The organism is Streptomyces sp. NPDC052107, from assembly GCF_040680215.1.
GTDB lineage: Bacteria > Actinomycetota > Actinomycetes > Streptomycetales > Streptomycetaceae > Streptomyces.
In genome coordinates, this window is the sequence record NZ_JBFAWG010000030.1 from 56,103 (window position 1) to 70,840 (window position 14,738).

Here is a 14,738-nt window from a genome sequence, read left to right on the forward strand (position 1 = left end):
TGCCCACCGGTTTTCTCCGTGTGCACCGGTCAGGACGCGTGGCTGATGATCGTCCGGGCGTTTCGCACCGCCCGTTCGTCGGCCGCCCGCAGATCCTCCAGTTTCTCCCTGTTCCTGCCGATGAAGGATTTCTGCGTGCGCACGTCGAGGGAGTGCACGGCGGGGACGTAACCGGTGTCGAGCTTGCACCGGGCGTCGGCGGACGCGGTCTCCTTCTCCTTCGCCGACGGCTTCTCGTGCCCGAACCAGTCGAAGTCCAGGGACGCCTCCTCCGGGTCCGGATAGTGGAAGCCCTTCTTCTTCATGCAGGCCGACCAGGCGCGGTCGGCCTTCTTCCAGGCCGGGTCCTTGCTCGCCTGCTCGTGGGCCTCGTTCCACAGGGCGAGGGCGAGCGAGTAATAGCCGGACAGCCTCGCGCCGTTGACCTTCACCGCCTTGGGCGGCGCGCCGTAGATCTTCCGTGTCGCCTGTCCCAGGCAGCCGCCCTCGGGGATGCGGTGCCCGTGCGAGACGTGGCTGTCCCCGGACTCGAAGGTGCCGGTGAGGGCGGTGTACTGGTCGGCGGGCCACTCCTGGGGCTGGGCGGAGGTGTCCGGTGTCCGGTTGTGGTAGCCGTGCTCGGCGGCCAGGTCGGGATCGACGACGCCGTACGGGCTGTCGTCCCCCGGCGTGCCCTCGCTGCTGAGCGTTCCCTGCCGGACCGGGTAGGTCGACTCGACGCCCTTGGGGTCGAGCGTCGCGAAGCCGGCGAAGCCGAGCCGGACCATGCACTGCTTGCCGAGGATCCACTGCGCCCGGGTGACGGCCTTGGCGCCGTCCGACGCGGGATCCGGGATGTAGGCGCGCAGCGGGAACGACGCCGTGGTGTTGAGGTGGCGGGCCTTGCCGGCGGGGTCGTCGTGACCGGCGAACTGGCATGCCGACAGGGCGAACAGGCCGGTGAGGGCGAGAGGGAGCACTTTGCGCACCCGGTCATCCGATCAGGCCCTGATCGGTAGCGCTGTGGTGGAGCCCACACTTCCGACACGGAACGTCCACAGTTACGGCATAGTGATCAACCGTCAACTGACCACTGACTCAGGGGGGAACCATGTCCCACGGCCACGGAGTCCGCGCCGGCAGAAGAGCCGTCGTCGCGGCACTGGCGGGTGCGGTCCTCGGTACGGGCATCCTCGCGGCCGCTCCCGCCCAGGCGGCCACGGCACCGCAGGTGTCGGCCCAGGGCGCGTACGCGTTCGACCCGGCCACGGGCAAGACGCTGTTCGGCAAGGCGCCGGACGGACGGCTGCGGACCGGGTCCACGACGAAGATCGTGACGGCGCTCGTGGTGCTGTCCCAGCCGCACCTGGACCTCGGCAGGAAGGTGAAGATCAAGAAGGAGTACACGGACTACGTCATCGACCCCACCACGCACACCCAGCGCTATTCGAGCGCCAACCTGATCCTCGGCGACTCGATGAAGGTGAGCGACCTGCTGTACGGGCTGCTGCTGCCCTCGGGCTGCGACGCGGCCTACGCACTCGCGGACACCTACGGCACCGGGTCGACGACGGCCCAGCGGACCAAGTCCTTCATCGCCAAGATGAACGGCAAGGCACGCGAACTGGGCCTGACCAACACCCACTTCGACTCCTTCGACGGGGTGTCCAACGGCAACAACTACGCCTCGCCGCGCGACCTGACGAAACTGGCCGCCGTCGCGCTGAAGAACGCGACGTTCAAGCGGGTCGTCGGCACCCCGGTGTACAAGGACATGCAGTCCTACCGGCCGGGCGGCGGAACGCACGCGATGGCGCCGTGGGAGAACACCAACAAGCTGCTCGGCTCCTACCGGGGCGCGATCGGCGTGAGGACCGGCTCCGGTCCGGAGGCACAGTTCTGCCTGGTGTTCGCGGCGACCCGGGGCGGCCGGACCGTCGTGGGCACGGTGCTCGCCGACACCTCGGTGGACCAGCGTTTCCAGGACGCGACGAAGATCCTCGACTACGGCTTCGCGCAGCGCGGCTGAGGCAGATGGGGGGCCGCCGCCGTGCTGCACGGCGGCGGCCTTTCGCCGGGGGGCGGCTCACGTGAAGTCGGCCTCGGCGAGACGGGTCCCGCAGGCGCGGCAGCGGAAGAGGTACGCGGTCGGCTGCCCATCCTTGTTGAGCGCCGCGAGGAACTCCTCGGTCGCCCCGGACTCCCAGCCCCACTCGGCGCACCGCAGGCGCAGATGATCGAGTGGGTCCGGGTGGGGCGCCAGTTCCTTCGCCCCGACCACGCCGAGGAACTCCGCTCCGTCGCCGCAGTGCGCGGGCCAGCCCCAGTCCTGCCAGGTCGCGAAGCCGGGGGTGCGCTCACGGATCAGCGCGGCCGCCTCCTCCGGCATCCGGCGCGCCTCGACCTCGTTGAAGAACGCGCCGTGCCGCTTGGCCGCGGTGCCGTACGCGATGCAGTACGGGCAGAGCCGTCCCTCCGGCACGTCCTCGCCGTGGACCGGTCCGGTGTAGATCCAGCCCTGGTCGTGCCCGCAGCACGCGCACGTCTCGTCGGCCGCCACGATCGATCCGGTGGTCATCAGGTCCGGGTGGTAGGGGAACGGCGGCAGCATCGGCCGTTGCCGGGGTTCCGGCCGCGGCCTGAGGACCTGTGCGATCGCCTGGCCGGTCAGGAGGGCGGGCGGCACGACGACAGCCCCCGCCCGCAGATCCTCCGACAGGTGCCGCAGCCCCTCCTCGCCGGTCACGATCGCCGTCGGCTCGCTCAGCAGCGGGATCGCGGCGCCGGTACGACTGGCCAGCTCGGCGATGATGTCCAGGACACCGGGGCCCGGCCGGTCGAGGTACACCCCGTGTCCCGTGTACACCTCCGCGTCACTGCCGTCGGCGGCCCGCACCCACTCGACCGGCTCGTCGTCGGACACGTCGTACGGGGCGTGGGGCTCCAGCACCTTCCGGACGACCGAGGCGTCCATCGGGACGACGTCGCCGTCACGGAACACGTGGGCGTAGATGCCGGAAGGTGCCGGCCGTCATCAGCGTGCCGAGGCGGATGCGCCTGGTCTCGCGGGCCAGTCCGGCGAGCGTGATCCAGGCGTCCGTGGGACTCGCCGGTACCCCCCGGCACGGCTGTCCCCGGCCGGGTGAAAATCGCCCGCCGGGCGTGCCTCGTCCTCAAACGCCGGACGGGCTGCTGCGGTTGCCGTTCAGGCTGTTCTGATCGCCGCTCTCCTGTACGGCCTCCTCCCGCGCCGCCAGCTTGCGCAGCATCTCCAGGACACGGTCACGGGACTCGTCGGCCGCGTCGATGGCCTCCATGCACTGCCAGTACGTCGTCTCGTCGTCAGCCCCGCTGGCCATGCCGACCAGGGCCATGCCGACCTCGCCGAGCAGACCCCCCAGGCAGAGCAGGGTCTCGCGGGCGTCGGCCAGCTCGGTGAGCTGGGCGGCGCGCAGGTCGCCCAGGTCGAGTTCGGGCGGGTCCAGGACCCCGCAGCCCCGGCCCGCCAGCTCGGTCAGGCCGAGCGCCTCGCCGCGCAGCTCGGGCGGGCCGGAGACCGCGAGCCTGCTGCCGATCGCCTGGGCCAGGGCCTGCGCCTGCCACACCTCCGCCATGATCTCGGCCGCGTCGGCGCCACACGCCAGCGCACGCCTGCTCGTGAGGATGAGCCCTATCGCATCCATGCGTCGCCCCCGTCCTTCCGCGTGCTTCCTCGCACGCCCGCTTGAACGCTCTTGGTCACTACCCAGAGTGAAACCGCTCGGGGTGAAAAGCCAGAGGTAGACGGAAATCTGTGGACAACAATTCGGATTCGACAGACGATTCAACTCCGGAGAGTCATAGCGGAGTTCAGCCCTCCGGCCGTTGGGGGCGCTCGGACGCGCCCTGCGCCCCCTGCACCGGGAAGCGCCGTTCGTTGCGGTCGATCTTGGCGGCCAGGGCGGCCAGCGGGTCGACGCCGAGGACGTCGCAGAACTGCAGCAGATAGGCGAGGACGTCGGCGACCTCGTCGGTGACCCGGTGCGCGGTGTCCGGGTCCGCCATCACACGGCCGGACTCCTCCGGCGTCAACCACTGGAAGATCTCGACCAGTTCGGAAGCCTCCACGCTAAGCGCGGCGACGAGGTTCTTGGGGGTGTGGTAGGGCTGCCAGTTGCGCGCGGCCGCGAACTCGGCGAGCCTGCGCTGGAGTCGGGCCAGGTCGAGGGGTTCCGTCACGCGTCCAGGTGTACCACTGTGACGCCCTCGGTCCCGGTGGCCCACGAGGCGTCGCTCACCGCGCCCACGCACCGGATGTGCCCGCGCTCGCCCATCCGGGCGGCCGTCCGCAGCAGTTCCCGCCGCTGGGCGGGGTCGAGGCCGCGGTCGAAGCCGTCGGCGAGGACGGAGAGGCTACGCAGGGCGTCGGGCACCTCGCCCGGGGTGTCCACGTCCAGGACGCCGGGACCGGTCAGCAGCACCAGCGTCAGCGCGAGATAGCGCAGTTCGCCGTCGCCGAGCCGGGCGAGTTCGGTGCGCAGGCCGTCGCCGCGGTCGAGCAACGCCCGTACCGTGCCGGCCGGCAGCGGCTCCGCGACGAGATCGGTCACCGGCCCCGCGCAGCCCGCGCGCAGGGCGTCGACCAGCAGTCCGTGCCGGCGGCCGCATTCCGCGCGGGTGCGCCACAGTACGTCGGCGAGGTTGTCGCAGCCGGACAGCAGCCGGCCGGTACCGGCGGGCACGGGGGCGCGCATGCGCTCGGGGCGGGGGTCGCAGGGGAAGACGGAGCGCAGGGCGACCACCATCTGCTCGGCGGCGGCGAGCACATGGCGCTGCCCGTCGGTCTTGCCCGCCACGCGCAGCGGCAGCAGAGCGGTGCCGAGACGGTCGTCGGGGAGCGGGGCGCGGGTCACCGGGGCGGAGCCGGCGGTGTGCCAGGCGGCCTGGACGGTACCGCGCCCGGGGTCGCGCAGCGCTGTCTCCAGCAGGACGACCCCGCCCGCGGTCAGCCGCTCCCCCACGATCCTGAGGTCCGGTTCGGCCTGTACGGCGACGTCGAGCCGGACCGGCCCCTCGGCGCCGTCGGCCGTACAGCCGATCCGGAAGCCGCGCCGCCCTCCGGCATCGGGGCGCGCCCGCTGCGGCACACAGGCCACCGGGTCCGGGAACACCTCGAAGAGCGAGGCTCCGCCCCCGAGCCGGGCCAGCGCCTCGTACGCCGTGAGCGCGGTCGTCTTCCCCGCGCCACTGGGCCCGGCGAACAAGGTGACGGCCCCCAGCGGAAACCCGGCCCGCCGGTGCCCGGCGAAGGCCGACAGCCGCAACTCGGTGATCCGGGCACGCACATCGAGGGACCGCCGGGACTGCGCGGGCACGGTCCCGGCGGGCGCGTCGGCGGCGGGGGGCTCAGCGGACACGGAAGGCACGGCCATGCCCGGACCGTAGAACTCCCGCCACCTGCCGAACCGTTTCGCGCCGGCACCTTCCTACGATCGGGCGGTCGAGCGGGAGCAAACGGGACGAGGGGCCACTCGGTCGGGTGACAACGAGCGACCGGCATCGGGGGCCACCGGCACGCGGCCTCCACGCAAGACCGGGTTCCGGGGCCACCCGGTACGGCCGGCGCGTCACCGACCCATCGGGTCACCCGCGCGGCCCTTGCTCCGCGCATCCGCCGAAGCATCCACTCAGCCCGCCGGAGAACGCCCCGCCCAACCGCCGAAGGCCACCGCCCAACCGCCGAAGGCCACCGCTCAGCCGCCGGAGGCCTCCTCAGCCCCTCGACACCCCCGCCCCCTCCATCAGCCCGCTCACCTCGGTGCCGGGTGGGGTGAGGAGGAACACGTTGCGGTCGACGCGGTGCATTCCGCTGCCCAGGCCGAAGACCACGCCCGTGCTGAAGTCGAGGACGCGCTTGGCGACCTCGGTCTCCGCGCCGGAGAGGTCGAGCAGGACCGGCGCGCCGGCCATCAGGGTCTCGGCGACTTCCCGGGCGTCGGCGAAGACGTTGACGCGCAGGACGACGAACCGGCGCCGCGTCTCGGTCTCGGCGTCCGGCAGCGAGCGGTGGTTCACCGCGGACGGCCAGGCGTCCCGGCCCCGCAGCGGCACGACCTGGGCGAGCCCTTCCCACTGTTCATCGGTGACGTCGTAGCGGCTCACCGGCTCCCCCTGACCTGACTCGCACTCCATGCCTGCACCGGCCAATTCTTACGCCAAGTCACCCGTTCGGCCCAACAACGACACACTGCGCGACCGCTCCGGCGCGCCACGGCCGGGAGCGACCCGCGTCACATGTACGTTTACGTCCGCTTCTTACCGCCCTCATACCGGACTCTTCACATGCCGCCACGCCGCGCTCACCGGCTGCCGTTAGCGTCCAATGCCGTGCACTTGGCAGAAACCCAGCAGGTGACAGCCAGCCGGCGGACGCAGTCGGCGGTGTCCGCCGTCCCGGTCGCCCGCGCGACGCTCCATGAGCCACCCGCGCAGTGGCATCGCGTGCTGACGCTGCTCGCCGACGTCAGCCTGTTCATCGGGACGCGCGCGGTGTGGACGCAGGCGGCCACCCACAACCTGGTCCTCGCGGCGGCCATCTCGGTCTGTTACGCCTCGATCCTCGTGACCGGCGTGCTCGCGCTCACGGTCCGCCGGGCGCGCTCGCTGGCCCGCCTGGACCTGGTGGTGCTGGTCACGGCGATCGTCCTGGCCCTGTGCGCCTGGGCGCTGAACCACGCCGGCGGCGACGAGGCGGTCCTGACCACGCAGGCCGCCAGGGAGCTGGTCAACGGGCACACGGTGTACGGACAGCCGTGGCCGTGGCTGTTCCACACCAAGGGTGTCGCCCTGACGCCGACGATAGACGGCGGCTACGACTTCACGTACGGCTATCCGCCGCTGACCCCGCTGCTCACCGTGCCGTTCCTGGCCCTGGGCCACGGCGGCGCCCCGGCGACCGCGGCGGTGACGGTCGTACTGATCGTGGGCGCGGTGATGCTGTGGCGGCTGCTGCCGACGCCGTGGCGGTCGGCGGCCACGATGGTCTGTCTGGGCTTCGGTTTCCTGCCGATGTACGCCCGTCAGGGCTACCCGGCGATCGTCGGCCTGGTCCTGCTGGTGCCGGTGGTGGTGCGCTGGCCGCGGTTCGGCGCCGGCGGCCGGCTGGGTCCCGCCGGGATCGCGCGGGCCGTGTGCATCGGGGCCGCGTGCGCGGCACAGCAACTCCCCTGGTTCGTCACGCCGTTCCTGCTGGCCGGGATCTATGCCCTGCGCCGCGGTGAAGTCGGCGGGCGGGCGGCCGCGCGGGTGGTGCTGCGGATCGCCGGGATCGCGGTCGTCACCTGGCTGCTGATCAACGCGTACTTCATCGTGAGCGAGCCGGGCCCGTGGCTTGAGGGCGTCGCCCTGCCGCTGACCCAGGGCGCGGTACTGCACGGCCAGGGTCTGGTCGACATCTCCCTGTACTTCACCCACGGCAGCGACCGGCTCGACTGGTACGGCCACGCGAGCGCGCTGCTCGCCGCGGCCCTGCTGGTGCTGTTCGTGCTGTTCGTACGGCGGCTGGGCCCGGCCGCGACCGTGCTGCCCTGGTGCGCCTTCTACCTGGCGACCCGGTCCCAGGACGGCTACTACCTGATGTACACGCCGCTGTGGCTGGCGGCGGCGATCACCGTGCCCCTGTCGGAGTTCAGGAACGCGTGGCAGCCGCGCCCCCGGTGGCTGACCGGTCCGCGCCGCAGGCCGGCCCTGGTCGCCGCGGTCGTCCTGCTGATCACGCCCGCGCTGGTGAGCGCGACCCTGGCGGTGACGGGCGGGCCGCCGCTGCGGATGGACATCACGGCGGCCCGGCACGGCTCGGCGCGCACCCTCTCGACGGTGACGGTGAAGGTCACCAACACCGGGAGCACCGCGCTGACCCCGCACTACATGCTGACGACGGGTCAGGGCATGAGCCGGTACTGGACGCTCGCGCACGGCCCGGCCACGATCCCCGCGCACACCACGGCGACCGTCGAGCTGCGGGCGCCCAAGGGCGGCTTCCCGTTGCCCACGAAGAAGTACACGCACATCCGGCTGCGCGCCTTCACGGCGACCCCGCAGACGCTCTCCACCGAGGACGTGCGCCGGCCCGAGCTGGGCCTCAAGGGCTGAGCGGGCTGCTCATCCCTCGACCCGTGCGAAACGCAGGCTCGCCGACACCGTGGTGAGTCCGCGCATCATGCCGAGCTGGTTCCAGCCCATGCCGAACTGCTCGCGATCCACGGTGAACTCGGCGTCCAGGGTGAGCGCTGCGGCGTCCGCGTCGGTCAGGCGCGCGGTGAAGGTCACGGGGCTGCTGATGCCCCGCACGGTCAGCTGACCGGTCACCCGTACGCCGTCGCCGTCGAGGCGGTCGGCGCCGCGCACCGCGAAGGTGATCTCGGGGTGGTTGTCTGCGTCGAGGAAGTCGGCCGAGCGCAGGTGGGTGTCCCGCTTGGCGTGCTTGGTGTCCAGGGAGGCCGCCTCCAGGGTCACGGTGCCGCTGGCCGAGCCGTCGGCGTGGACCTCGCCTCCGCCGGCGACGGCGGCGAACGTGCCCTTCACGGTCACGAGTCCCCACATGGTCTTGTGCCGCAGTCCCACGGTGGACGCGGCCGGGTCGAGCTGCCAGGTGCCTGTCTGCACGGCGACGGTCATGGTCGTACTCCGGAATCGAGTGGTTCAAATTTGGATGAATGACGGTCACGCTAGCGCGTCATCCAAATTTGAACAACCCACTCCTCCAAAACTGGACAACCTTCTGGTCCAAAATTGGACAACAGGTAGACTCGACCCATGTCCGCCTCCGACGCGCACCCCGCCCACCAGCTCGAATGTCCCGCCTCGGCGGGCAGCCTGCTGCCCGCCGAGCTGCGCGCCTGGATGATCCTGCTGGCCGCCACGGGCGCCGTGGAGCAGCGGCTGCGGTCGGTCGTGAAGGAGACGCTCGACGTCTCCCACGACGAGTTCCTGATCCTGTGCCTGCTGGCGGAGCAGCCCCGCACCGGACTGCGCATGACCCAGGTGGCCGACCTCCTCGGCCGCCCCAAGACCCGGCTCACCTACCAGATCGCCTGCCTCCAGCGGGCCGGACTGGTCGCCCGCACCTCCGTGTGTGGCGACAAGCGCGGCGTCCAGGTCGCCCTCACCGACAAGTCCCGCGACCTCCTGAGCGAGACCTCCACCCTGCTCGCCGGCACCGTCCGCCAGGCCCTCGCCGACTCCATGGGCCCCGACCAACGCGCGGCGATGTGCGCGCTCGTACCGGATCTGCCGGACCCGGACGAGGAGCCCTCCGACGGCTGAGCGGCGCAGGTCACAAGCGCAAGGAGGGAAACCTCACAGCCCCCGCTCTGCACTCACTTGAGCATGCTGCCCTAGCATCCGAGCCATGACGGTCCTGCCTGACGACGGGCTCTCACTGGCCGCCGAGTTCCCTGACGCGACACACGAGCAGTGGCAACGCCTGGTCGAGGGCGTGCTGCGCAAGTCGGGCAAGGAAGTCTCGGGCGCGGCAGCTGAGGACGCTCTGTCCACGACGCTGGAGGACGGGCTGCGCACCCGGCCCCTGTACACCGCGCGCGACACCGCGCCCGACCCCGGTCTGCCGGGCTTCGCGCCGTATGTGCGCGGCAGCCGCCCCGAGGGCAGCACCGCGGGCGGCTGGGACGTACGGCAGCGGCACACCGCCCTCGCGGAGCACGCCGTCCTGGCCGACCTGGAGAACGGCGGCACCTCGCTCTGGCTCGTGCTGGGCGAGGGCGGCATCCCGGTCGGCGAGCTGGGCCGGGCGCTGGAGGGCGTGTACCTCGACCTGGCGCCGGTCGTGCTAGACGCGGGCCGGGACACCGGGCGGGCCGCCGAGGCGCTGCTGCGGCTGTACGCGGACAAGGGCGTGGCCGCCGAGGCCGTACGCGGCAATCTGGGCGGCGACCCGCTCGGGTACGAGGCCCGCACCGGCACCGCGCTGGACTTCGCGCCGTACGCCGCCCTGGCCGCGCGCTGCGCCGAGCAGTACCCCGGGCTGCGCGCGCTGACCGTGGACGCGCTGCCGTACCACGAGGCGGGCGGCTCGGCCGCGCAGGAGCTGGGCGCCTCGCTCGCCACCGGGGTGGCCTGTCTGCGGGAACTCACCGAGGCGGGGCTGAGCGTCGAACAGGCCGCCGGGCAGCTGGAGTTCCGCTACGCGGCCACCGCCGACCAGTTCCTCACCATCGCCAAGCTGCGCGCCGCGCGCCGGCTGTGGGCCCGGGTCGCCGAGGTCTGCGGGGCCCCGGGCGCGCAGGTGCAGCACGTGGTGACCTCGCCGGTGATGATGGCCCGCCGCGACCCGTGGGTGAACATGCTCCGTACGACGGTCGCGACGCTCGCCGCCGGGGTCGGCGGCGCCGACTCCGTGACCGTGCTGCCGTTCGACCACGCGCTCGGTCTGCCCGACGCGTTCGCGCGCCGGATCGCCCGCAACACCTCCACGATCCTCATCGAGGAGTCCCACCTGGCCCGGGTCATCGACCCGGCGGGCGGCTCGTGGTACGTCGAGCAGCTGACCGACGAACTCGCCGCGGCCGCCTGGGAGTTCTTCCGGACGATCGAGCGCGACGGCGGCCAGGCGGCCGTGCTGCGCTCCGGCCGGCTGCGCACGGACCTGGCGACGACCTGGGCGGAGCGCTCCAAGAAGCTCGCCAAGCGGCGCGAACCCATCACCGGCGTCAGCGAGTTCCCGCTGCTGGCGGAGAAGCCGGTGGAGCGCGAGCCCGCGCCGGAGCAGCCGTCGGGCGGTCTGCCGCGGGTGCGCCGCGACGAGGCGTACGAGGACCTGCGCGCCCGTTCCGACGCCCACCTGGCCGCGACCGGCGCCCGCCCCCGGATCTTCCTGGCGACCATGGGCTCGGCCGCCGCCTACACCGCGCGCGCCACCTTCGCCGCCAACCTCTTCCAGGCCGGCGGCATCGAGCCGGTCACCGAGGGCGCCTTCGAGGACAGCGGCGCCACCGAGGCCGTGCTGTGCTCCAGCGACGCCCTGTACGCCGAACAGGCCGAGCAGACCGCCGAGTCGCTCAGGGCAGCCGGCGCCCGGCATGTGTTCCTCGCGGGCCGGGGCGAGTACGCCGGCATCGACTCGTACGTCTTCGCGGGCTGCGACGCCATCGACGTGCTGTCCGCGACCCTCGACCGCATGGGAGTGTCCTGATGGGAATCCCCGACTTCTCCGGCATCGAGCTGGGGACACCGGTCGCCGACGGCAGTGCCGATCAGTGGCGTGCGGCCGTCGCGCGGGCCACCGGGAGCGAAGAGCCGCTGTGGGAGACCCCGGAGGGCATCGGGGTCAAGCCGCTGTACACCGGCCGTGACCTGGAGGGCCTGGACTTCCTGGGCACCTACCCGGGCATCGCGCCGTATCTGCGCGGCCCCTACCCGACGATGTACGTCAACCAGCCCTGGACGATCCGCCAGTACGCGGGCTTCTCCACCGCCGAGGAGTCCAACGCCTTCTACCGGCGCAACCTGGCGGCCGGCCAGAAGGGCCTGTCGGTCGCCTTCGACCTGCCCACGCACCGGGGCTACGACAGCGACCACCCGCGCGTGACCGGTGACGTCGGCATGGCGGGCGTGGCGATCGACTCGATCTACGACATGCGGCAGCTGTTCGACGGGATCCCGCTGGACAAGATGACCGTGTCGATGACGATGAACGGCGCTGTGCTGCCGGTGCTCGCGCTGTACATCGTGGCGGCGGAGGAACAGGGCGTACCGCCCGAGAAGCTGGCCGGAACCATTCAGAACGACATTCTGAAGGAGTTCATGGTCCGCAACACCTACATCTATCCGCCGAAGCCGTCGATGCGGATCATCTCCGACATCTTCGCGTACACCTCGCAGCGGATGCCCCGCTACAACTCGATCTCCATCTCCGGCTACCACATCCAGGAGGCGGGCGCGACGGCCGACCTGGAGCTGGCGTACACGCTCGCGGACGGCGTGGAGTACCTCCGCGCGGGCCGGGAAGCGGGCCTGGACGTGGACGCGTTCGCACCGCGCCTGTCCTTCTTCTGGGCGATCGGCATGAACTTCTTCATGGAGATCGCCAAGATGCGCGCGGCCAGGCTCCTGTGGGCCAAGCTGGTCTCGCAGTTCGAGCCGGAGAACACCAAGTCCCTGTCCCTGCGCACGCATTCGCAGACCTCGGGCTGGTCGCTGACCGCGCAGGACGTGTTCAACAACGTCACGCGTACGGCCGTGGAGGCGATGGCGGCGACCCAGGGCCACACCCAGTCGCTGCACACCAACGCCCTCGACGAGGCGCTCGCCCTGCCGACCGACTTCTCCGCGCGCATCGCCCGCAACACCCAGCTGCTCATCCAGCAGGAGTCGGGCACCACCCGGGTCATCGACCCCTGGGGCGGCAGCGCGTACGTGGAGAAGCTGACGTACGACCTCGCGCGCAAGGCCTGGGCGCACATCCAGGAGGTCGAGCAGGCGGGTGGCATGGCGCAGGCCATCGACGCCGGCATCCCGAAGCTGCGTGTGGAGGAGGCGGCGGCCCGCACCCAGGCCCGCATCGACTCGGGCCGTCAGCCGGTGATCGGCGTGAACAAGTACCGCGTGGACAGCGACGAGGCGATCGAGGTCCTCAAGGTCGACAACTCCGCCGTACGCGCCCAGCAGATCGAGAAGCTGCGGCGGCTGCGCGCGGAGCGGGACGAGCAGGCCTGCCAGCACGCCCTGGACGCGCTCACCCGGGCCGCCGACGGCAAGGAGAACCTGCTGGAGCTGGCCGTCCGCGCGGCCCGCGCCAAGGCGACGGTCGGCGAGATCTCCGACGCCCTGGAGAAGGTGTACGGCCGGCACGCGAGCCAGATCCGTACGATCTCCGGCGTGTACCGCAACGAAGCAGGCCAGTCCCCGAACGTGGACCGCACCCGTGCCCTGGTGGACGCGTTCGAGGAGGCCGAGGGGCGCCGCCCGCGCATCCTGGTCGCCAAGATGGGCCAGGACGGCCACGACCGCGGCCAGAAGGTGGTCGCGACCGCGTTCGCCGACCTCGGCTTCGACGTCGACGTCGGCCCGCTGTTCCAGACGCCGGAGGAGGTCGCCCGGCAGGCGGTCGAGGCGGACGTGCACGTGGTCGGCGTGAACTCGCTGGCCGCCGGTCACCTCACCCTCGTCCCGGCGCTGCGTGAGAAGCTCGCCGAGGAGGGCCGCGAGGACATCATGATCGTGGTCGGCGGGGTGATCCCGCCGCAGGACGTGCCGACTCTGCGGGAGATGGGCGCGGCGGAGGTGTTCCTGCCCGGGACGGTGATCCCGGACGCGGCGTACGACCTGGTCAAGCGGCTGTCGGCCGACCTCGGCCACGAGCTGTAGCGGGGGCTCTCGGGGTGGCGGGGATCGATCTCGACACGTATGTGAAGGGCGTGCTGGACGGAAAGCGAGCGATCGTGGCCCGCGCGATCACGCTCGTGGAATCCACGCGCCCCGCGCACCGCTCGCTGGCGCAGGAGTTGCTGACCCAGCTGCTCCCGCACAGCGGCCGGGCGCGGCGGATCGGCGTGAGCGGGGTGCCGGGTGTCGGCAAGTCGACGTTCATCGACGCGTTCGGCACGATGCTGACCTCGCTGGGCCACCGGGTCGCGGTCCTCGCCGTGGACCCCTCCTCGACCCGCACCGGCGGCTCGATCCTGGGCGACAAGACGCGCATGGAACGCCTGGCGGTCGACCCCGCGGCCTTCGTCCGCCCCTCCCCCAGCGCGGGCACGCTGGGCGGGGTCGCCAAGGCCACCCGGGAGTCGATGGTGGTGATGGAGGCGGCGGGTTACGACGTGATCCTCGTCGAGACCGTAGGCGTGGGCCAGTCGGAGACGACGGTGGCCGACATGGTCGACTCCTTCCTCCTGCTGACCCTGGCCCGCACCGGCGACCAGCTGCAGGGCATCAAGAAGGGCGTCCTGGAACTGGCCGACGTGATCGCCGTCAACAAGGCGGACGGCCCGCACGAGCGCGACGCGAGGGCCGCCGCCCGCGAACTGGCGGGCGCGCTGCGCCTGATGCACGGCAAGGAGGCGTTCTGGACCCCGCCGGTGCTGAGTTGCAGCGCCCGGGAGGCGACGGGCCTGGACACGGTCTGGGAGCGCCTGGAACAGCACCGCACCCTGCTCGGCTCCACCGGCCGGCTGACCGCCAAGCGACGCGACCAGCAGGTCGGCTGGACCTGGGCGATGGTCCGCGACGAACTGCTCGGCCGCCTCCACTCCGACCCGGCGGTACGCGAGGCCGCGCCGGACCTCGAACGGCAGGTCAGGGAGGGCCGGTTGACGGCGACCCTGGCGGCGGAACGGATCCTGGAGGCCTTCGGGGGGAGTATGACCCCGCCGACGGGCAGCTGAGTCGTCACGGGGGCCTCCCTCCTCGGCCCGGCCCCGAGCTGCTTCGACCGGCGATGCCGGGCAGGACGAACGACGCCATAACGGGATCCCGCTCCCGCTTGATTTCCCACTCGGGGACTTTCTCCATGGCCGTTCCGCCTCGGAGAACCGTGTCCGGGGGAAGTTTTCCTCCCTCTCACAGCGCGCCTTCCCGGTGTCATGCCGGCAGCCGTACCCCGCGATTCCTGGGAGGAAGTGACCCGGCTGGCCATCGCGCAGCTGCGCATGGAGAGCCGCCGGCCAGAGCCTGTCCGCGCCGCAACCCACGCGACGCCGCTGACCGGCCCCTGGAACCGGCCGCCGGCAGCGTGCAGGACTCCTTGGTGGCCGGCTCCGGAA

Annotated in this window: 13 protein-coding genes and 1 pseudogene; 6 read left to right on the plus strand and 8 right to left on the minus strand. The window is 71.9% G+C overall.

Translation table 11 applies throughout. From position 1 onward, the window contains the following. Positions 1-29: 29 nt before the first annotated feature. Positions 30-968: a hypothetical protein gene (locus AB0M27_RS27475; RefSeq protein WP_365725098.1), complete on the minus strand. Its 939-nt coding sequence runs from the start codon at positions 966-968 to the stop codon at positions 30-32. A gap of 122 nt (positions 969-1,090) precedes the next feature. Here AB0M27_RS27475 and AB0M27_RS27480 point away from each other — a divergent pair, with 122 nt between their 5' ends. Then, positions 1,091-2,008, plus strand: coding sequence for a D-alanyl-D-alanine carboxypeptidase (locus tag AB0M27_RS27480; RefSeq protein WP_365725100.1), 918 nt, complete (start codon positions 1,091-1,093; stop codon positions 2,006-2,008). A gap of 57 nt (positions 2,009-2,065) precedes the next feature. On the opposite strand, the gene AB0M27_RS27485 is transcribed toward AB0M27_RS27480, so the two are convergent. The 6 genes and pseudogenes from AB0M27_RS27485 to AB0M27_RS27510 form a co-directional block, all read right to left on the minus strand. Then, the gene (locus AB0M27_RS27485) at positions 2,066-2,980 is read right to left on the minus strand and encodes a CbrC family protein (RefSeq protein WP_365725102.1); all 915 of its coding nucleotides are present in this window, start codon (positions 2,978-2,980) and stop codon (positions 2,066-2,068) included. A 13-nt stretch (positions 2,981-2,993) separates the two neighbouring features. After that, positions 2,994-3,083, minus strand: a pseudogene (locus tag AB0M27_RS27490) (LLM class F420-dependent oxidoreductase); the annotation flags it as partial. A 69-nt stretch (positions 3,084-3,152) separates the two neighbouring features. Then, complete coding sequence (locus AB0M27_RS27495) at positions 3,153-3,662, minus strand: DUF6099 family protein (RefSeq protein ID WP_365725107.1); 510 nt, start codon at positions 3,660-3,662, stop codon at positions 3,153-3,155. Between the two features lie 166 nt (positions 3,663-3,828). Further along, entirely contained in the window at positions 3,829-4,197 is a 369-nt protein-coding gene (locus AB0M27_RS27500) for a nucleotide pyrophosphohydrolase (RefSeq protein ID WP_365725109.1), read from the minus strand. After that, on the minus strand, positions 4,194-5,390 hold the full coding sequence (locus tag AB0M27_RS27505) for an ATP-binding protein (RefSeq protein ID WP_365725111.1): 1,197 nt from the start codon (positions 5,388-5,390) through the stop codon (positions 4,194-4,196). The genes AB0M27_RS27500 and AB0M27_RS27505 overlap by 4 nt, the downstream gene beginning before the upstream one ends. A 340-nt stretch (positions 5,391-5,730) precedes the next feature. Continuing rightward, a complete protein-coding gene (locus AB0M27_RS27510; protein ID WP_365725113.1) occupies positions 5,731-6,150 on the minus strand; it encodes a cell division protein SepF in 420 nt (139 codons plus the stop codon). A gap of 249 nt (positions 6,151-6,399) precedes the next feature. On the opposite strand from AB0M27_RS27510, the gene AB0M27_RS27515 reads away from it, so the two are divergent. Continuing rightward, the gene (locus AB0M27_RS27515; RefSeq protein WP_365725150.1) at positions 6,400-8,109 is read left to right on the plus strand and encodes a hypothetical protein; all 1,710 of its coding nucleotides are present in this window, start codon (positions 6,400-6,402) and stop codon (positions 8,107-8,109) included. Between the two features lie 9 nt (positions 8,110-8,118). On the opposite strand, the gene AB0M27_RS27520 is transcribed toward AB0M27_RS27515, so the two are convergent. Next, complete coding sequence (locus AB0M27_RS27520) at positions 8,119-8,634, minus strand: YceI family protein (RefSeq protein ID WP_365725115.1); 516 nt, start codon at positions 8,632-8,634, stop codon at positions 8,119-8,121. Between the two features lie 138 nt (positions 8,635-8,772). Between AB0M27_RS27520 and AB0M27_RS27525 the strand changes: the two genes are divergently transcribed. The 4 genes from AB0M27_RS27525 to meaB all read left to right on the plus strand — a co-directional run bounded on the left by AB0M27_RS27525 (position 8,773) and on the right by meaB (position 14,360). After that, positions 8,773-9,282, plus strand: coding sequence for a MarR family transcriptional regulator (locus AB0M27_RS27525; protein WP_365725116.1), 510 nt, complete (start codon positions 8,773-8,775; stop codon positions 9,280-9,282). 85 nt (positions 9,283-9,367) lie between these two features. Continuing rightward, positions 9,368-11,167 carry a methylmalonyl-CoA mutase family protein gene (locus AB0M27_RS27530; protein WP_365725117.1) on the plus strand — a complete coding sequence of 600 codons (1,800 nt, stop codon included), beginning with the start codon at positions 9,368-9,370 and terminating at the stop codon, positions 11,165-11,167. Then, on the plus strand, positions 11,167-13,341 hold the full coding sequence (scpA, locus tag AB0M27_RS27535) for a methylmalonyl-CoA mutase (RefSeq protein WP_365725120.1): 2,175 nt from the start codon (positions 11,167-11,169) through the stop codon (positions 13,339-13,341). Before AB0M27_RS27530 ends, scpA begins: the two co-directional genes overlap by 1 nt. Positions 13,342-13,355: 14 nt before the next feature. After that, entirely contained in the window at positions 13,356-14,360 is a 1,005-nt protein-coding gene (gene meaB / locus AB0M27_RS27540; protein WP_365725122.1) for a methylmalonyl Co-A mutase-associated GTPase MeaB, read from the plus strand. Positions 14,361-14,738: the final 378 nt, after the last annotated feature.